This window comes from Actibacterium sp., assembly GCF_055134745.1.
Genome location: NZ_JBSRVX010000031.1, coordinates 39362 through 57485, shown reverse-complemented (window position 1 = coordinate 57485; position 18124 = coordinate 39362). Strand labels below are relative to the sequence as shown.

Genomic DNA, 18124 nt, shown 5'->3' with positions numbered 1-18124 from the left:
AAAAATTTTTCCGGAAAAATTTTGCGCCTCCGGCGGGAGTATTTTCGCCAAGAAGATCAGGGGGAAAGCCCATCCAGCACGGCACGGGCCGCTCGCAGGCCGGGTGGTTCCGCCCCCTGCCCCAGTCGCTCCATTGTCAGGTGCGCCGCTGCGATCTGGGCGGCGCGGGCCTTCGAATCGGTCAGCAGTTCGGACAGGGCCCGGCCGATTTGGCCGGGCTGGCAGTCCGGCCCAAGGAATTCGGGCACCACACGGGTGTCGGTGACGATATTCACCAGCGTGACGGTGTCGATCAGCGCCATCGACCGGATGATGCGAAAACTGATCGGGTTCATGCGATAGGCGATCACCATCGGTGTCGCGCTGGCGGCCAGTTCCAGCGATACCGTGCCTGAAGCCGCCAGCGCGACATCAGCCGCCGCGAAGGCTGCGCGTTTCTCGGCCTGGGCGACTGCGGCCGGTAGGCCCTGCGGGTTCAGGATGATCGGTTTGTGGGGCCAATTGGCGGTCAGATCGGTTACCAGAGCGGCCACCGCCCCGGCGGCGGGCAGCACGATCTGCAAATCGGGGTGCTGGCCGCGGGCCACGCCCAGGGCATCGCCGAAGATCGGCGTCAGGCGGGCAACCTCGCCCTGGCGCGATCCGGGCAGGGCAAGGGCCAGCGGCGTGTGCGCGCCGATACCATGGCGTTTGCGAAACGCCGCGGCCTCATCGCGGCTGGCGCGCGGGGCGGTCACGACCGGATGGCCGACGAAATCGCAGCGCAGCCCGTGGCGTTGCAGATAGGGTGGCTCGAACGGGAACAATGCCAGCACCTGATCGATGACTCCCACCAGCTTTTCCGCACGTTTCGGCCGCCAGGCCCAGACCGTGGGGGCGACGTAATGCACGGTGTGGATATCCGAGGCCGCCTTGACCCGGCGCGCGACCCGCAGGCTGAAATCGGGGCTGTCGATGGTGATCAGCGCATCGGGTTTTTCGCGCAGCACGGTTTCGGCGCATTGGTTGATCCGGCGCATCAGCGCGCGATAGCGGGGCAGAACCTCGGCGATGCCCATCACCGACAGCTCGTCCATCGGGAAAAGGCTGACCAGCCCCTGTTCGGCCATCAGGGGGCCGCCGACGCCGGTGAACTGCACATCGGGGTGCAACTGGCGCAACCCTTCCATCAGCGCGGCCCCCAGCGCGTCGCCCGAGGGTTCGCCCGCGATCAGGAAAAACCGTTTCATCGCGCCCACAGGAACAGGCCGGCGGCATCGGCCGCGGCGATGGTGGCAGCACGGTCCAGCAGCATGACGCTGCCGGCCTGAAACGCGATGCCCGACAGGCCGGCGCGGGTGCAGGCGGCGACGGTATCGGGGCCGATCACCGGCAGATCGATCCGGCGATCCTGACCGGGTTTGGCCGCCTTGAATAACACGCCGCCCGACCCGTCGCGCCGGAATTTTCCGGCGACATCGGCCACCCAGTGCAACATCGCATCGGTGCCGGGCAGGGTTTCGACCGCCAGGCACAGCCCGCCCGCCACCACCGCCCCCTGCCCCAGATCGGCGGCGCCAAGGGTTGCCACGATATCGGCGGCGCGCGCCGCATCGGCCTGCGCGCCGGCATCGGGCTGCGCGCGGGTCAGCACGCCCGGCCCCGGCAGCAGGCCCGGCAGCAGGTCATGCGCACCCAGCACGGCAAAACCCGCCTCTTCGAACAATGCAATCACCGCGCGCAACAGCGCGTCATCCCCCTGACCGAAAGCCGGCAGCAGGCGAGGCAGCAGCCGGGCAGTGTCAGGATCAATCCGGGCCGGGTCAATGGCCGGGCGGCGCACCGCCCCGGCAAAGCTGACCCGATCGACCCCCAGCGCGCGCAGCCGGTCAAACAGATGCGCGAGCGTTTCAACCCGGAAAGTTTCGACCGGCCAGCCATCGGGATTATCGAACGGAAAATCCGCCATCTGGGCCACGACAAAGGGCGCGCCCAGTCCCGCAAGTCCCCGGCCCAGCAGCACCGGCAACGCCCCCTGCCCGGCGATGATCGCTGTCTGCCCCGCCATGACCCTAGCCCGGCGTCAGAAAGGACCGGTCGCTTTGGCCCAGGATGAAATCGGTGACTTCGCGCACATAGCTGCTGTCGGTGTCTTCGGCCAGGCGGCGGGCGCGGTCCTGAAAGGCGCCCTCGCCCTGCGCCAGCGCCTGATAGGCGGCGCGCAAGGCGGCGATGTCGGCACGCGAAACGCCGCGCCGTTTCAGCCCGACCAGGTTCAGCCCGTCCAGCCCGCCGCGCGGCCCCTGCACCAGGCCATAGGGGATCACGTCATTGGTGACCATCGTGACCGCGCCGATGATCGCGCCGCGTCCGATGCGCACGAATTGATGAATCCCCGACAGCCCGCCCACGATGACATCATCGGCCAGAATACAATGCCCGGCCAGCGCCACCTGATTGGCCAGGATCACCCGGTTGCCGACCTGCACATCATGCCCGACATGGGCGCCGGTCATGAACAGGCAATCGTCGCCCACGCGGGTGATGCCGCCACCGCCCGCCGTGCCGGTATTCATCGTCACGCCTTCGCGGATACGGTTGCGCGCGCCCACGATCAGCCGGGTCTTTTCACCGGCGAATTTCAGATCCTGGGGAATGTCGCCGATATTGGCGAAGGGAAAGATCTGGGTGTCGTCGCCTATTTCGGTATCACCCGTGACAACCACATGACTTTTGAGCAAGACCCGCGCACCCAGCCGCACCTGCGGCCCGACGATGCAAAACGGGCCGACCACCGTATCGGCGCCAAGGCTGGCACCGTCTTCGATGATCGCGCTTGCGTGTATTCGCGCGCTGGGGTGAATTGCCATCCGGCCTACTCCTGCGGCATATCCATCATGGCGGTGAACTCGGCCTCGGCGGCCATTTCATCACCAACCTTGGCCACGCCCTCGAATTTCCAGATTTTCGATCCGCCTCGCTTGGCGGTCACATGCAGTTCCAGAACATCGCCCGGCACCACCATGCGGCGGAATTTGCATTTGTCGATGGCCATGAAATAGACCAGCATGTTCTTGTCGGCCAGCCCCTTTGACACCCCGACCATGACGGCGGCGGTCTGGGCCAGGGCTTCGATGATCGTGACGCCGGGCATGATGGGGCGTTCGGGAAAATGCCCCTGAAAATGGGGTTCGTTCACCGTGACGTTCTTGATGCCGACGGCCGATGTATTGGGCACAATATCGCGCACCTTGTCGACCAGCAGGAATGGATAGCGATGCGGGATGATCCGTTTTATCAGGCTGATATCGGCCTCGGTGGGGATGTCGACGCTCATGAACGGGCCCTCTCTTGTCGTGCTGCCTTGCCGTATTTCAACCGTTCACCTATCAACAACCCCGCAATGAGACAAGGCGCGCCGGGGTTATTGCGGACCGTCCTGCCCGGGCTGGGTGTCGGGTTCCTGAAATGCCTCATCCAGCAGCGCGATGGCATCCCTGGTAATGTTGATCGTGCCTGCGGCCATGATCACCGACCGGCTGTCCAGAACCACAAGCGCCCCGCGGTCACGCACGATTTCGGTCAGAACCGGCAGGGCAGCGGTATAGAATTCCTGTTGCATCTTGTCGCGCTGCACGACCAGTTGGCGCGCCTTTTCATCCTGTTCATTGCGGATACGCACGACCTTGGCATCAAAGGCTGCCGCGCGTTCGCGAAAGGTTACGGCGTCCAGCGTGGGACGCTGATCGGTCAGGGCCTGTTCTTCGGCGACCAGTTCAGCCTCGATCCGGCGGTTTTCGGCGGCCAGCGCGCGCGATGCCTCGTCAATCTCGGCCAGCATGGACTGACCCCGCAGCGAGTCGGTGAACAGCGCTTCTTGATCCACGGTCAGAACCGGGCTGCGTGGGCGGGCCGCGTCGGCGGTTTGTGCCGCCGCCGGCTGGGCCACGCCTGCCAGCGCCAGGCCGATCGCCATAAGGCGCAGCCAGCGCATCGGATCAGAACCGCGTCGAGAAGGTCAGATCGAAGCTGCGGGTATTATCGTAGCTTTCCTTCTTGATCGCACGCGAGAAGTTGAACCGAAGCGGCCCCAGCACACTGTCCCAGAACAGCGATACACCGATGGCCGAGCGCAGCTTGAGACTGTCATCAACCGCGCCGCCATTGGTGTTGTCCAGGCTCCAGACCGATCCGACATCGGCAAAGACACCGCCGCGAATGCCGTATTCCTGCGGCAGGCCCAGCGGGAATGCCGCCTCAAGCCGGGCAACGGCAAAGGCGTTGCCGCCCAAGGCTTCGCCGCCCGGAACAGCGGGGTCGCGCGGGCCCAGGCCGTTGCCGTCAAAACCGCGGATCTTGCCGTTGCCGAAATAGCGGTTGGTCACCCGGCTGTTGCCTGACAGCATGCTGATATAGCCGCCTTCCAGTTCGGCGCGCAGTTCGACATCCTCGTTGCGCATCGTGGTCACACCAGCGATCAGTGCGGTGGTTTCGATATATTCGGAATCGCCGCCCAGCCCGGCATAATCCTGCCCGATCCGCAGCAGAACGCCTGCATTGGGATTCAGCCCGGTCTTGCGCGTGTCATAGCTGTAGGAATAGCCCAGCTTGCTGGTGGTCAGGGCGCCCTGCGCGGCCTCTGCGGTGATGATTGTGGATGTGCCGGTATACTGGAAGATATTGTCTTCGGATATGGTATAGCGGGCCTCCAGTCGTCCATTCTCGCTGACCGGGAATTCCAGGCCCACGCCCAGCCGCAGGTTGCGCGTGCGATACAGCGCATTGTTCAGCTCATCCGATTGTTCATAGGCGGCGCTGAAGCGGAACCTGACATTGCGCCCCAGAAAGGCCGGCTCGGTAAAGCTGAACGAGGATTGCGAACTGTCCAGCCCGGTATCGAAGGCCAGGTTCAGCCCCTGCCCGCGCCCCAGAAAATTGGTTTCGGCAAAGCTGATCACGCCGCCCGCGCCATTCGTGGCCGAATAGTTGACGCCGAAGGACAGCGATCCGGTGGGCTTTTCCTGCACGTTCACATCGACGATCACGCGGTCGGGCGAGGTGCCCGCCCGGGTATCGACATTGGCGGTTTCGAAAAAGCCAAGTGCCCTGATACGCCGCGCGGAATCGCGGATCTCGCGCGGGTTGAACGGGTCGCCCTCGACGGTGTTGAACTGGCGACGGATCACCTGATCCAGCGTGGTGGCATTGCCCTCGATATCAATACGCTCGACGAAGATACGCGGGCCACGGATGATGGCGAAATCGATATCCAGCGTCTGGTCACGCTCGTTTCTGGTCACGCGGGGTTCGGCGCGCACGAATGTCAGCCCCTTTTGCAGGGCCAGCCGTTCAAGCCGCTCGATCGTGCTTTCGATCAGAACCGGCGAATAGACGATGCCCGGGCGCAGCTTGATCACCGACTGGAATTCGGCGGCATCCACTTCGGGCAGGCTGGAAGAGGCGGAAATCTTGCCAAAGCGGAACTGCTGGCCTTCGCGCAGGTTGAAGGTGATCAGAAAGGCATCACGCTTGCGGGTCAACGCCGAGGTGACGGACAGAACCTGAAAGTCGATGAACCCGCGCGACATATAGAAATCGCTCAGCGCCTGGCGGTCAAAGGCGATCCGGTCGGCCACGTAAGTATCGGACCGGATCAGGTTATGCAGCAGGCCGGCCTGTTTTGTTCCCAGCGCCCGGCGCAGGCGATAATCCGAAAAGCTGCGATTGCCGACAAAGGAAATGCGCTGCACCTCGATCACGCCGCCCTCGGCGATTTCGAAGACCAGATCAACACGGTTGTCAGACCGGCGAATGATGCGCGGGGTCACGTTGGCGGCAAGCCGCCCCTGCTGGCTGTAGGCCTCGATGATGGCGGCGGCGTCGGATTCGGCCTGGCGCGGGCTGTAGACCCGGCGCGACTGCGACCGGATCAGACCGGACAGGATATCATCCTTGATCCGGCTGTTGCCTTCAAAGCTGATGACGTTGATCGTGGGATATTCGGTGACGCTGATCACCAGGGTTCCGCCCTGCGGGGTGATGGCGACTTCTTCGAACAGGCCGCTGTCGACTATTTTCTGATAGGCCTCGTTCAGTTGCGCCGCCGAAACCGCCTGGCCGGGGGCAATCCCGGCATAGCTGAGGATCGTGGCATCATCGACGCGCTGGTTTCCGCGCAGATCAAAACTGGAAAACCGGTATTCCTGCGCCAGTGCCCGATGTGGCGTGATCGCAAGGCTGATCCCCAGCACAAATATGATCGCCCAGAACAACAATCCGGGCCGCCCTGCCCGCCAAGCTGCCCGATTTACCGCCCTGTCATTATTATTGGTCATCAGCCTGCCCCGCATTGACGCCATGATTGCCCTACTGAGTAGTGCCAAAGGCGCCGATTGTCAAAAGGCAAGGGCGATCAAATTGCGCGTTTACAGACAAAACTGTGTGGTAAGTGCCCCCTGGGTGACACAAGATGCAGCTTGTTTCTATAGAATCGTGCCCAGATAGGCGCCCGCACTGAGCGCCGCGAAGATCGTGGCAAGATAGAACAGGCGATCCCAGTTGAGATTCACCAGAAGCGACAGGCCGCGATAGCCCTGTGAAAGCGTGTGCATCTATACGTCCTCCTGAAAGGTTCGACACAGGCCGGCCATTTCTGTCTAGGGGCTGACTATGTCAGCTTTGCGGCATCAAACGGGCCGCTTAGGGGCAGCGAACGTCATTGGTCAGCGCGAACAGCATCAACGCCATCAGCAGGAAAAACCCGATCCCCATCAGCACCCGCAAGGCCCGGTCTGACGGTGGACGCCCTGTCAGGGCCTCGTAGACATGGAACACCAGATGCCCGCCATCCAGAACCGGGATCGGAAACAGGTTCAGCAGGCCCACGGCCGTGGACAACACCGCGATGAACCAGATGAAGCTGATCCAGCCCTGGCTTGCGGCCGCGCCCGATGTTTCGGCAATGCCCAGCGGTCCGCGCAGGTTACAGCTGCTGATAGAGCCGGTGATCATGTGATACAGCCCCGAAATGCTGGAGCGCGCGATCATAAGCGCCTGTTCGGGACCGTAAGACAACAGCGAACCGATTCCCGGGGTCTCGGTCCGGGGTTCAAAGAACAGCCCGCCCGTCATCCCGATCAGCCAGCGGGTTTCGAACCCGCCATCGGGCAGCGGCAGATCGACCCGGCGCGGCGCCAGAGTAAAATCCACCATCTTGCCGTCGCGCCACACACCCAGTTGCAGCTCGCGCCCGTCCGATTGGGTCACGATCTGCTGCAATTGCTTGAAGGCAGGCACCGGTTCGCCGTCCAGGGTGACGATGACATCGCCAACCTTCAGCCCGGCATCCATCGCCGCAGATCCGGCCTGCAAGCCGGTCACCAGCGGCGGAAAGGGATAGGGTCCGCTGACCTGCATGTCGCGCCCGGCGCGACGGATGTCATAGGCCAGTTGCTGCGACACCGGCAGCTTTTCGATCACGTCATACAAGGCCGCATAATCGGGCGTCGCCATGCCCTCGATCGCGACGATCTGGTCGCCGGCATAAAGTTCGGCCGACGCAACCGGAACAGTCTGCAATTGCCCGATCGTGGGCGGTTCGATCGCCTTGCCCTGAAACAGCAGCACCATCGAAAAGACGATGCAGGACAGGATAAAGTTGAACACCGGTCCGGCGGCCACGGTTGCCGCCCGCGCCCAAAGCGGGGCGCCATGCATCGTATGGCGGCGTGTCTCGGCATCCATATCGGCCAAGGTGGCGCTGGCACGATCACTGGCCGCGTTGGCGTCGCCCAGGAATTTCACATATCCGCCAAAGGGAAGCGCGGCGATCTGCCATTTCGTGCCCCAATGATCTTCGCGCGAAAACAGCACCGGCCCAAAACCCAGCGAAAACACCTCGGCCCGGATACCGCACCAGCGGCCCACGATGTAATGGCCATATTCATGCACCGCGACGATGATGCTGAGCGCCAGAACAAAAGCGCCAAGGGTATACAGAAGATTTCCGAACGACGGGACAAGGCCAAGAATTTCCACAAGCGTTCCTTTAATACTGCTTCGATTTTTTTATGATCTGCGCGGCGCAGTCTCTGGCCAGTTGATCAGCTTGCATGACATTATCAAGACTGATCACGGCATTAGTGAGACTCGTTTCGTGCGAAACCCTGTCCAAAACCGCGCCGACCACTTCCGCCATCGCCAGAAATCCGATCCGTCCGTCGATGAAGGCATCCAGCGCCGCTTCCTTGGCGGCGTTGAACACCGCCCCGGCCAGCCCGCGCGTCGCCATCACCTGGCGCGCCAGAACCAACGCCGGATAGCGCGCCGGATCGGGATCACGGAAATTCAGCTGGCCGATCCTGGCGAAATCCAGCCGTTCCACCGGCAGGTTGGCCCGGTCGGGCCAGTTCAGGGCATAGCCGATGGCATGGCGCATATCGGCCGCCCCCAGATGTGCCATGATCGCGCCGTCGCGAAAGCCCACCATGGCATGGACCAGCGATTCCGGATGGACCAGAACCTGAATCTGGGTCGGATCGACGCCGAAATATTCCTGCACCTCGATCACTTCCAGCGCCTTGTTGAACATGGACGCACTGTCGATGGTGATGCGCTGGCCCATATCCCAATTGGGATGGGTCGCGGCCTGTGCGGGCGTTGCCGTCGCCAGACGGTCCAGCGGCCAGTCGCGAAAAGCCCCGCCTGATGCGGTGATGATGATCCGTTCAACCGCGGCGGGGTCTTCGCCGACCAGCGTCTGGAAAATCGCCGAATGTTCGCTGTCCACCGGCAGAATGCGCGCGCCGTGATCGCGCGCGGTCTGCATCAGCAAGGGTCCGGCGGTGACAAGGCTTTCCTTGTTGGCCAGCGCCAGGGTGCCGCCATGGCGCAACGCGCGCAGCCCCGGCACCAGCCCGGCCGCGCCCACGATGGCCGACATCGTCCAGTCGGCGGGACGGTCGGCGGCCTCGGCCACGGCATCGGGCCCGGCGGCGGCGGCGATCCCGCTGCCGGCCAGCGCCTCTTTCAGTGCCGTGTAACACTCTGGGAAACAGGTCACCGCCATATCGGCGCGCAGATCGCGCGCCTGCTGCGCCAGCCGCGCCACGTTGCGCCCGCCGGTCAGGGCGACCACGTCATAGGCGTCAGACCCGCCCTGCCGGGTGATCAGATCAACCGTATTTACCCCGATCGAGCCGGTGGCGCCAAAGATGGAAATCCGCCGCATTGTCTAGAATGTAACCTCTGGCACATAGACGAACTGTGCAACCAACAACATGAAAAGTGAGGCGCCCAGCAGCCCGTCGAACCGGTCGAACAAGCCGCCATGGCCGGGCAACAGGTTCGAGCTGTCCTTGACACCGGCATGGCGCTTGATCGCGCTTTCGGCAATATCACCCAACTGGCTGGCAAAGGACAGGGCAACGGAAATCCACGGCAGATCGACGCCCGCATTGGTGAACTGCCGGAAGATGACCCCGATCAGCGCCGCCGCGATCCAGCCCGCGACAATTCCGGCCCAGGTCTTCTTCGGACTGACTCGCGGCCAGAATTTCGGCCCCCCGATCAGCCGTCCGCCGAAATAGCCGAACACATCCGTCGCGATCACCACCAGCACCAGCCAGAACAGCCAGACCATGCCGTAATTGTCGCGAAACCCCGACAGCCCGTAACCGGCCAGCAGGATACCAAGCGCGAACAGCATGAACAGCACCCGGTCGCGCCGGATGGTGGCAAAGCCGGCCAGCGCCGGCAGCGACACCACCCACAGCGCATAAAGATCCGGCGTCAGCCGCGCCAGCAGCACCACCGCCGCCCCGACAACCCCTAGACCCAGCGCGAGCATGGTCTGTGCAGGCGCCAGCATCCGCGCCAGTTCCCAGATCATGATGCCGCTGACCAGCGCGGCCAACAGCGCGAACCACGCGCCCCCCGCCCAGATCAGCACGATGCCGACCGCGGCCATTGCCGCGCCCGATCCCAGCCGCACCACCAGATCGTCCCACTGACCCGCGCGTGCCATCTCAGTGCCCGATCGCGCCGAAACGACGTTCGCGCTGGGAAAAACGGCCGACGATCTCGCCGAAAATCTCGGCGGTGAAATCGGGCCAAAGGACGGGCGTGAATTCATATTCGGCATAGGCCGACTGCCACAGCAGGAAATTGGAAATGCGCGCCTCGCCCGAGGTGCGAATGACCAGATCGGGATCGGGCAGCACACAGGTATCCAGAAACCGCGCCAGCGTTTCGGCATCGACATCCTCGGGGCGGATATGGCCGGCGGCGACCTCATGCGCCAGGCGTCTGGTGGCGCGGGCCACCTCGTCCCGGCCGCCGTAATTCAGCGCGATGGTCAGATGCACCCGGTCATTGCCAGCGGTCAGGGTTTCCAGCTCGTCCATCAGGCGCACCAGCTTGGCCTCCAGCCGGTCGCGGTCGCCGATGAACCGCACCCGAACGCCTTCGCGCAGCAGGGCCTGCGATTCCTTCTGGATATAGCGTCGAAACAGCATCATCAGGCCAGAAACCTCGGCCTGGGTGCGTTTCCAGTTCTCGGTCGAAAACGCAAAGATCGTCAGGTATTTTATGCCCAGATCCGGGCAGGCATTGACGATCTCGCGCACCCGGCGCGCGCCGGCCTGATGACCAAACAGCCGGGGACGATTGCGTTGCTGTGCCCACCGGCCATTCCCATCCATGATGATGGCAACGTGCTGGGGCCCGCCTTGCAATTCTTTCGTCGCGGCCAAGGAAAGCCCCTTCCCGATCATGAACAGGCCTCAGACCTGCATGATCTCCTGCTGTTTCGCCTCGAGCGCCTTGTCGACCTTTGCAATGGCCGCGTTGGTCAGCTCCTGAATCTCGTCCGACCAGATCTTCTGGTCGTCTTCGCTCATCCCGTCGGCCTTGGCCTTTTTCAGCTGGTCCATGCCGTCGCGTCGCACATTGCGGATGGCGACGCGGGCGCTTTCGGCATATTGGGCGGCGACCTTGGTCAGTTCGCGCCGGCGCTCCTCGTTCAACTCGGGGATGGGCAGCATGATGATGGTGCCGTTGGTCTGGGGATTGATGCCCAGCCCGCTTTCGCGGATCGCCTTTTCAACCTTGCCGATCAGCGCCTTGTCCCAGACGTTGATCGTGACCATGCGCGGCTCGGGCACGTTGACGGTGCCGACCTGATTGATCGGGGTCAACTGGCCATAGGCATCGACCATCACCGGCTCCAGCATCCCGGCCGAGGCGCGCCCGGTGCGCAGACTGGCAAATTCAGTGCGCAGGGCGGCATGGGCACCGTCCATGCGGCGCTGCAAATCATCCAGGTCTATCTCGATCTCGTCAGCCATGTTGTCTACTCGCTTCTTGTCGGTGTTCGCCTCTTGCCGGGCCTGCTCCTGCTATAGCGTCAACCATGCACGATTGTATAGGTGCCTTCCCCGGCCAGTATTCCCCGAAAACCGCCGGGTTCATCCAGTGAAAACACGATGATCGGCAGATCGTTGTCACGCGCCAGCGCGATGGCCGAGGCATCCATCACCTTCAGGTTCTTGATCAGCACATCGTCATAGCTGATCCGATCAAATCTTTTTGCATCGGGATTCTTCACGGGGTCGGCATCATATACGCCATCCACCTTGGTGCCCTTGAAAATCGCCTGACAGGCCATTTCGCTGGCGCGCAGTGTGGCGGCGGTATCGGTGGTGAAATAGGGGTTGCCGGTTCCGGCGGCGAAAATCACGACGCGGCCCTTTTCCAGATGGCGCACGGCGCGGCGTCGGATATAGGGTTCGCAGACCTGATCCATCGGAATGGCCGATACCACGCGGGTATAGACGCCCAGCCCTTCCAGCGCCGATTGCATGGCCAGCGCGTTCATCACGGTCGCCAGCATGCCCATGTAATCCGCCGTGGTGCGCTCCATCCCCTGTGCGCTGCCTTGCAGCCCGCGAAAGATATTACCGCCCCCGATCACCATGCAGACCTGAACGCCCATATCCGACACGGTCTTGACCTCGGCCGCGATGCGCTGAACAGTCGGCGGATGCAGGCCAAAACCCTGATCGCCCATCAGCGCCTCGCCCGAAATTTTCAGCAGCACACGCTTATAGGCCGCGGTCGGTTTGCCATCGTTCATGTAGTCTTCTCCGGGCTGGTCTTGGCGTTGGGCGCAAAATGTCGGAAAAGAGCGGCAGGTTCAACGCTTAACGACAGGATCACCGCGTGAAGTTACCCGCAGACATCGACCCGGACCGGCCGGTGCTGATCGCCGGGCCCACCGCCAGCGGCAAATCGGCCCTGGCGATGGAACTGGCGGCGCGTCAGGGGGGCGTGATCGTAAATGCCGATGCGTTGCAGGTATTCGATGGCTGGCGGGTGCTGACGGCGCGCCCTTCGCTGGCGGATGAGGCCGCCCTGCCCCACGCGCTGTATGGGCATATCGCGTGGGATGGCGACTATTCCGTTGGCCATTGGCTGCGCGACGTGGCGCCGCTGCTGGCCGGGGATGCCCGCCCGATCATCGTGGGGGGCACGGGGTTGTATTTCACGGCCCTGACCGAAGGCTTGGCGGCGATCCCGCCGACCCCGCCCGCCATTCGCGCCCGCGCCGATGCAAGGCGTCTGGCCGAAGGCCATGCCGGAATGTTGGCCGAGCTGGACTCCGTGACAGCAACCCGCGTCGACCCGCTGAACCCGGTGCGCGTGCAGCGCGCCTGGGAGGTGCAACAGGCCACCGGGCGCGGGCTGGCGTCATGGCAGGATGACACACCCCCGCCATTGCTGTCGCCAGACCGCGCCCAGCCCTTTGTACTGGAGGCCGGGCGCGACTGGCTGGCGAAGCGGATCGACCGCCGGTTCGACCTGATGCTGCAGCATGGCGCCCTGGACGAGGCCCGCAACAACCTGCCGCGCTGGAACCCGGCCCTGCTGTCGTGCAAGGCGATCGGCGCGCCGGACCTGATCGCCCATCTGCGCGGCGAAATCGCGCTGGATCAGGCCCGTGAACAGGCCCGGGCCGCATCGCGCCAATATGCCAAACGCCAGCGCACCTGGTTTCGCGCCCGCATGCGGGGCTGGCGCGTTGTTGCCGCAGGGTAACGGTTTTCGGCGATGATTCGCCCAGAGTCACGATTCGAACATTCCTGATTGCCTGATTCGAATCGCCCCGATACGAATTTCACTTGTCCAACCTCCAAGCCGAAGGAGTGCCGAATGCAAGTTCCTGACCTGCGCCTTGTTTCACTGCATGTGATGCTGAAGGGCGACAAATGGCGCACCGCCGCCATGCGCAGCTATTCCAGCGACCAGTTGCTGTGGTTCACGCGCGGCCAGGGCCGCCTTACCGTGGCCGGCACGACGCGCGGCTTTGGCACGCATAATGTCGTGTTCATCCCCGCGGGCACGATGCATGCGTTTGACATCACCGCGCCGGTGTTCGGCACCGCCGTCATTCTGGGGGCCGGGCATGACCTGATCCTGCCCGACCATGCCTGCCATCTGCGCATCCGCGATGCGCAGGATCAGGGCGAGATGACAGTGATCCTTGAAAGCCTGCAACGCGAATTCGACCGCAAGCAACCCGCCTTTGAACGCGCCATGCAGCATTATGCCGGGCTGATGTCGGTCTGGCTGGAGCGGCAGGTGAACAGCCATGAAGACGCGCTGGCGCAATCCAGCGCCACGCGCCGCCTGATGCGGCGATACAGCGATCTGGTGGAACAGGGCTTTCACAGCCATGACAGCGTGGCGGATTATGCGCAAAGGCTGGGTGTCACGCCCACCCATCTGACCCGCGTGTGCAAGCAAAGCTGCGGCCGCACCGCCTCCAGCTTTCTGACCGAGCGCAAGCTGGCCGAGGCGCGCCGCCTGTTGGCCGATACCAGACAGCCGGTCAAGGATATCGCGGCCGGGCTTGGCTTTGCCTCGCCGGCCTATTTCACCCGCGCGTTCCAGGCGCGTGTGGGCAAGCCACCGCTGGCCTTTCGCAAGGGCGCGGCCTGAGCCTTGCGGCACGTCAGGCAGTATCCGCCTGGGGTCTAGCCGCCCCAGATTGCCTTCACGTAATTGCGCGTTTCCGCATAGGGGGGCACGCCGCCGTGTCTTTCCACCGCCTGCGGCCCGGCATTATAGGCTGCCAGCGCCAGACGCCAGTTGCCGAACTTGTTGAATTGGCGGCGCAGATAGCGCGCCCCGCCTTCCAGGTTCTGTTCGGGGTCATGCGGATCGACGCCCAGCCCGCGCGCGGTTTCCGGCATAAGCTGCGCCAGGCCGATCGCGCCCTTATGGCTGCGCGCACCGGGGTTCCAGCCGCTTTCCTGCTGCACCAGCCGCAGGAACAGGTCTTCGGGCACGCCGTGGCGGCGGGCCACCGCGCGGGCCACCTCCAGATAGGCGCCACGATAGCTGCCCGTATAGGACGGGCTGCCCGACAGGCCATAGGCCGAAGGCGGCTGCAAGCGCACCGAATTCGAATATTGCGTGGCTGCACGGGTATCCAGCACCCGCGTCTGCGACGAAAACAGCATCGCGCGCGCCTTGGAACTGACGACGGCCTTATCGGCCAATACCGGATGCGCCGATAACAGCAAAACCAGACCTGCGCCCGTGATGCGCATTTCATCCCCCATGAACCAGTGCAGCGGCGCGACTATACAACAGATCGGTTCCTCCGCCAGCCTTTCCTGCGTGCGTTTGCAGGCACCGGACCTGTGACACGCGGCGCGGCCGCTTGAAAAGATTTTGCTTGGACCTTGACCGCAACCGGGGCAAGTTTCACCTTTCATTAACCGCGATGCGGTGGTGTAACGGCTGGGACACACCACCGAGATTCGAAGGAGGGGCAAGATGGCCGGATCGGTAAACAAGGTAATCCTGATAGGTAATCTGGGTCGCGACCCCGAAGTGCGCAGCTTTCCCAATGGCGGCAAGGTGTGCAACCTTCGCATCGCCACTTCGGAAACCTGGAAGGACAAGGCCACCGGCGAACGCCGCGAAAAGACCGAATGGCATTCGGTGGCGATCTTTCAGGAAGGTTTGGTGCGGGTGGCCGAACAATATCTGCGCAAAGGGTCCAAGGTCTATATCGAGGGCCAGTTGCAGACCCGCAAATGGCAGGATCAGTCGGGTGCCGACAAATATTCGACCGAAATCGTCCTGCAAGGCTTCAACGGTTCGCTGATCATGCTGGATGGGCGCGGCGAAAGCGGCGGCGCATCGGGTGGCGGCGGTTATGGCGGGTCGCAGGGCGGCTATGACAGTGGCCCGTCGGGCGGGCGCGACTATGGCGGCGCATCCCCGGCACGCGACATGGATGACGAAATCCCGTTCTGAACGGCCCGACCGGGCGGGACGCCCCGGCGCAGGAGCCTGAAAGATGACATGGTCTTTTCCCGTCGGGCACCTGTTCGGATCGCAACTGCGGATTCATGCGACGTTTTTTCTGTTGCTTCTGTGGATCGGCGTGGCCGCCTATCTGGACAGTGGCGCGGCGGCGGCGGTGCAAAACGTGCTGTTCATTGTCGCCTTGTTTGCCTGCGTGGTGGCGCATGAGCTTGGCCATGCGCTGACCGCGCGCCGCTATGGCATCGCCACCCCCGACATCACGCTATTGCCGATCGGCGGCATGGCGCGGCTGGAACGGATGCCCGAAAAGCCCCTGCAGGAAATCACCGTGGCGCTGGCCGGTCCGGCGGTCAGCGTGGCGATCTGGGCGATCCTGTCGCTGGCCTTCGGCGCGGCCACCCGGCTGGATGTGCTGGTCCAGTTCGACGACCCGCAACAGAATTTCCTGTCGCGTCTGGCGGCGGTCAACCTGTTCCTGGCGCTGTTCAATCTGTTGCCGGCCTTTCCGATGGATGGCGGGCGGGTGTTTCGCGCGGGCCTGTCGCTGTTCACCGACCGCATCACCGCCACCCGGATTGCCGCCGGGGCCGGACAGGCGCTGGCCTTTGGGCTGGGGTTCTGGGGCTTGACCAGCGGCAATCCGATCCTGCTGCTGATCGCGGTTTTCGTGTTCATGGCCGCCGCCGCCGAACGCTCGGATGTCACGCTGCACATGACCGCGCGCCAGATGCTGGCGCGTCAGGCGATGATCACCGCATATGAAAGCCTGTCTCCGGGCGACAGCCTGCAGGCTGCCGCTGCCGCGCTGATCCGCACCACCCAGCGGGAATTTCCGGTTCTGGGCCCCAATGGCGCGCCGGTGGGGTTTCTGACCCGCGACGCGCTGTTTCACGCCCTTGCCGCCAAAGACCCCGACCAGACCGTCGGTCACGCGATGATCGCACCGGTGCCGGGTGTCGACCTGGGCGCGCCGCTGGACAAGGCGCTGGATGCGCTGCATCACGCGCAGGCGCCCGCCATGGCTGTGACTGATGCGGCGGGACGGATGCTGGGCTATATCACCCGTGAAAACATCGGCGAGTTGATGGTGCTGGCGGGCCGTGACTAGCGCCCCGTCAGCGCCTCGGTCAACAGGCTGCGCACCTGTGCGATATCCACATCCGACGTGACAAAGGCCTGACCGATGCCACGGGCCAGAATGAAGGTCAGCCGCCCGTCGCGCACTTTCTTGTCCTGCGCCATCAGGTCCAGCAGACCGTCGGCATCCGGCAGATCGCCCGCAATATCTGCCAGATCCTTTTTCATGCCCATCGCATCCAGATGCGCACGAATGCGCGAGGGGTCTTCCTGGCTGCACAGCCCCATCCGCTGCGACAGCTCGAAGGCCAGCGCACAGCCGATGGCAACCCCTTCGCCGTGCAGCAACCGCTCGGAATAGCCGGTGGCGGCCTCCAGCGCATGGCCGAATGTGTGACCCAGGTTCAAGAGCGCGCGATCGCCCTGTTCGGTTTCATCGCGCACCACCAGTTCGGCCTTCATTTCCACAGACCGGCGCACCGCGCGCACCCGTGCGCCCGCATCGCCACGCGCCAGCGCCGGGCCCTGCCCTTCCAGCCAGTCGAAGAACGCCGCATCGCCCAGAAGGCCGTATTTCACGACCTCGCCATATCCGGCCAGAAAATCGCGCGGGCGCAGCGTGTTCAGCACGTCGATATCGGCCAGCACGAGGCTGGGCTGGTGAAAGGCGCCGATCAGGTTCTTGCCCTGGCGCGAATTGATCCCCGTCTTGCCCCCGACCGAGCTGTCAACCTGCGCCAGCAGCGATGTGGGCACCTGCACGAAGCGCACGCCGCGTCGCAGCACGGCGGCGGCAAAACCGACCAGATCGCCGATCACCCCGCCGCCCAGGGCAACCACCATGTCGCGCCGTTCGACCTTGACCGCGATCAGCCATTCGACGGCGCGTGAAAACTGATCCCAGCCCTTGGTCGATTCACCCGCCGGCAGCACCAGCGACTCCATGTCTATGCCGGCCCTGGCAAGTCCCGCCTTCAAGCCGTCCAGATGCAGGTTAGACACGTTTTCATCGGTGATGACCGCAACGCGCGGCCGCGCCAGCAACGGCGCGATCATGCTGCCGGCCTGTGCCATCAGACCCGGACCGATATGAATGTCATATTCCCGCCCCGGCAGCGGCACGTGAACGGTTTCGATGCTCATTGGTGATTTTCCTGTTGCAAGACATCGGGTCGCGCGGCCAGTGCCGCCAGAACCGCGCTGGCCATGTCGTCGACCGAATAATGGGGCCGGGATTCGACCGTCAGATCAGCCAGCGCATAGACCGGCGCGCGCTGGGCCATCAGCCGTTCCAGCGTTCCGCGCGGATCGGGGTTGCGCAGCAAGGGGCGTGTATCCTTGTGGCGCACCCGCTGCCACAGCACATCCAGATCGGCCTTCAGCCAGACGGATATGCCCATCTGCGATATCGCGGCCCGGTTTTCGGGCGACATGAACGCGCCGCCCCCGGCCGACAGAACGCAGCTTGACCCGGCCAGAAGCCGGCGGATCACCTGTGATTCCTTCTGGCGGAAGAACGGCTCGCCGTCACGCTCGAATATTTCGGCGATCGACATATTGGCGGCCTTGACGATTTCCTCGTCGCTGTCGACGAAGGGAACGCCCATGCGCCGGGCCAGCGCCGTGCCGACCGCCGTCTTGCCCGCCCCCATCATCCCGACCAGCACAACTGTTTTTTTAAGCCGCCCGGCCAATGGGCAACCTCCCGCCGTTCTTCACAATTCGTTCC

General features: G+C 63.8%; 20 protein-coding genes. 4 read left to right on the top strand and 16 right to left on the bottom strand.

What is annotated here, in order from left to right; translation table 11 throughout:
- Positions 1-56: 56 nt before the first annotated feature.
- The 13 genes from lpxB to pyrH all read right to left on the bottom strand — a co-directional run bounded on the left by lpxB (position 57) and on the right by pyrH (position 12112).
- Positions 57-1229: a lipid-A-disaccharide synthase gene (gene lpxB / locus ACTCHC_RS06935; protein WP_463021755.1), complete on the bottom strand. Its 1173-nt coding sequence runs from the start codon at positions 1227-1229 to the stop codon at positions 57-59.
- Positions 1226-2047: an LpxI family protein gene (locus ACTCHC_RS06930; protein ID WP_463021754.1), complete on the bottom strand. Its 822-nt coding sequence runs from the start codon at positions 2045-2047 to the stop codon at positions 1226-1228. Before ACTCHC_RS06930 ends, lpxB begins: the two co-directional genes overlap by 4 nt.
- Before the next feature lie 4 nt (positions 2048-2051).
- Positions 2052-2849 (bottom strand): acyl-ACP--UDP-N-acetylglucosamine O-acyltransferase, encoded by a 798-nt coding sequence (gene lpxA / locus ACTCHC_RS06925; protein ID WP_463021753.1) that lies wholly within the window; start codon positions 2847-2849, stop codon positions 2052-2054.
- A gap of 5 nt (positions 2850-2854) precedes the next feature.
- A complete protein-coding gene (gene fabZ / locus ACTCHC_RS06920; RefSeq protein WP_463021752.1) occupies positions 2855-3316 on the bottom strand; it encodes a 3-hydroxyacyl-ACP dehydratase FabZ in 462 nt (153 codons plus the stop codon).
- A gap of 87 nt (positions 3317-3403) precedes the next feature.
- Positions 3404-3973 carry an OmpH/Skp family outer membrane protein gene (locus ACTCHC_RS06915; protein ID WP_463021751.1) on the bottom strand — a complete coding sequence of 190 codons (570 nt, stop codon included), beginning with the start codon at positions 3971-3973 and terminating at the stop codon, positions 3404-3406.
- A gap of 4 nt (positions 3974-3977) precedes the next feature.
- Positions 3978-6314 carry an outer membrane protein assembly factor BamA gene (gene bamA / locus ACTCHC_RS06910; protein ID WP_463021750.1) on the bottom strand — a complete coding sequence of 779 codons (2337 nt, stop codon included), beginning with the start codon at positions 6312-6314 and terminating at the stop codon, positions 3978-3980.
- 147 nt (positions 6315-6461) lie between these two features.
- Positions 6462-6590 (bottom strand): hypothetical protein, encoded by a 129-nt coding sequence (locus ACTCHC_RS06905; protein ID WP_463021749.1) that lies wholly within the window; start codon positions 6588-6590, stop codon positions 6462-6464.
- An 88-nt stretch (positions 6591-6678) separates the two neighbouring features.
- Positions 6679-8016, bottom strand: coding sequence for an RIP metalloprotease RseP (rseP, locus tag ACTCHC_RS06900; protein ID WP_463021748.1), 1338 nt, complete (start codon positions 8014-8016; stop codon positions 6679-6681).
- A 10-nt stretch (positions 8017-8026) separates the two neighbouring features.
- Positions 8027-9208 (bottom strand): 1-deoxy-D-xylulose-5-phosphate reductoisomerase, encoded by a 1182-nt coding sequence (dxr, locus tag ACTCHC_RS06895; protein ID WP_463021747.1) that lies wholly within the window; start codon positions 9206-9208, stop codon positions 8027-8029.
- Between the two features lie 3 nt (positions 9209-9211).
- Positions 9212-10003, bottom strand: a complete 792-nt coding sequence (locus ACTCHC_RS06890; protein WP_463021746.1) for a phosphatidate cytidylyltransferase — start codon at positions 10001-10003, stop codon at positions 9212-9214.
- Between the two features lies 1 nt (position 10004).
- Entirely contained in the window at positions 10005-10679 is a 675-nt protein-coding gene (gene uppS, locus ACTCHC_RS06885; protein WP_463021801.1) for a polyprenyl diphosphate synthase, read from the bottom strand.
- Positions 10680-10760: 81 nt separating this feature from the next.
- On the bottom strand, positions 10761-11324 hold the full coding sequence (frr, locus tag ACTCHC_RS06880) for a ribosome recycling factor (protein WP_463021745.1): 564 nt from the start codon (positions 11322-11324) through the stop codon (positions 10761-10763).
- Between the two features lie 59 nt (positions 11325-11383).
- Positions 11384-12112, bottom strand: coding sequence for a UMP kinase (gene pyrH / locus ACTCHC_RS06875; RefSeq protein ID WP_463021744.1), 729 nt, complete (start codon positions 12110-12112; stop codon positions 11384-11386).
- Between the two features lie 86 nt (positions 12113-12198).
- On the opposite strand from pyrH, the gene miaA reads away from it, so the two are divergent.
- Both miaA and ACTCHC_RS06865 read left to right on the top strand, forming a co-directional pair.
- Positions 12199-13074: a tRNA (adenosine(37)-N6)-dimethylallyltransferase MiaA gene (gene miaA, locus ACTCHC_RS06870; protein WP_463021743.1), complete on the top strand. Its 876-nt coding sequence runs from the start codon at positions 12199-12201 to the stop codon at positions 13072-13074.
- Positions 13075-13188: 114 nt separating this feature from the next.
- Positions 13189-13977: an AraC family transcriptional regulator gene (locus ACTCHC_RS06865; RefSeq protein ID WP_463021742.1), complete on the top strand. Its 789-nt coding sequence runs from the start codon at positions 13189-13191 to the stop codon at positions 13975-13977.
- Positions 13978-14012: 35 nt separating this feature from the next.
- Here ACTCHC_RS06865 and ACTCHC_RS06860 read toward each other — a convergent pair whose 3' ends face one another.
- Positions 14013-14591, bottom strand: a complete 579-nt coding sequence (locus ACTCHC_RS06860) for a lytic transglycosylase domain-containing protein (RefSeq protein ID WP_463021741.1) — start codon at positions 14589-14591, stop codon at positions 14013-14015.
- Positions 14592-14820: 229 nt separating this feature from the next.
- Here ACTCHC_RS06860 and ssb point away from each other — a divergent pair, with 229 nt between their 5' ends.
- Both ssb and ACTCHC_RS06850 read left to right on the top strand, forming a co-directional pair.
- On the top strand, positions 14821-15306 hold the full coding sequence (ssb, locus tag ACTCHC_RS06855; protein ID WP_463021740.1) for a single-stranded DNA-binding protein: 486 nt from the start codon (positions 14821-14823) through the stop codon (positions 15304-15306).
- A 43-nt stretch (positions 15307-15349) separates the two neighbouring features.
- Positions 15350-16426 (top strand): site-2 protease family protein, encoded by a 1077-nt coding sequence (locus tag ACTCHC_RS06850; protein WP_463021738.1) that lies wholly within the window; start codon positions 15350-15352, stop codon positions 16424-16426.
- On the opposite strand, the gene aroB is transcribed toward ACTCHC_RS06850, so the two are convergent.
- A complete protein-coding gene (gene aroB / locus ACTCHC_RS06845; RefSeq protein WP_463021737.1) occupies positions 16423-17538 on the bottom strand; it encodes a 3-dehydroquinate synthase in 1116 nt (371 codons plus the stop codon). The two genes, ACTCHC_RS06850 and aroB, sit on opposite strands and share 4 nt — an antisense overlap.
- Complete coding sequence (locus tag ACTCHC_RS06840; RefSeq protein ID WP_463021736.1) at positions 17535-18089, bottom strand: shikimate kinase; 555 nt, start codon at positions 18087-18089, stop codon at positions 17535-17537. Before ACTCHC_RS06840 ends, aroB begins: the two co-directional genes overlap by 4 nt.
- Between the last annotated feature and the right edge of the window lie 35 nt (positions 18090-18124).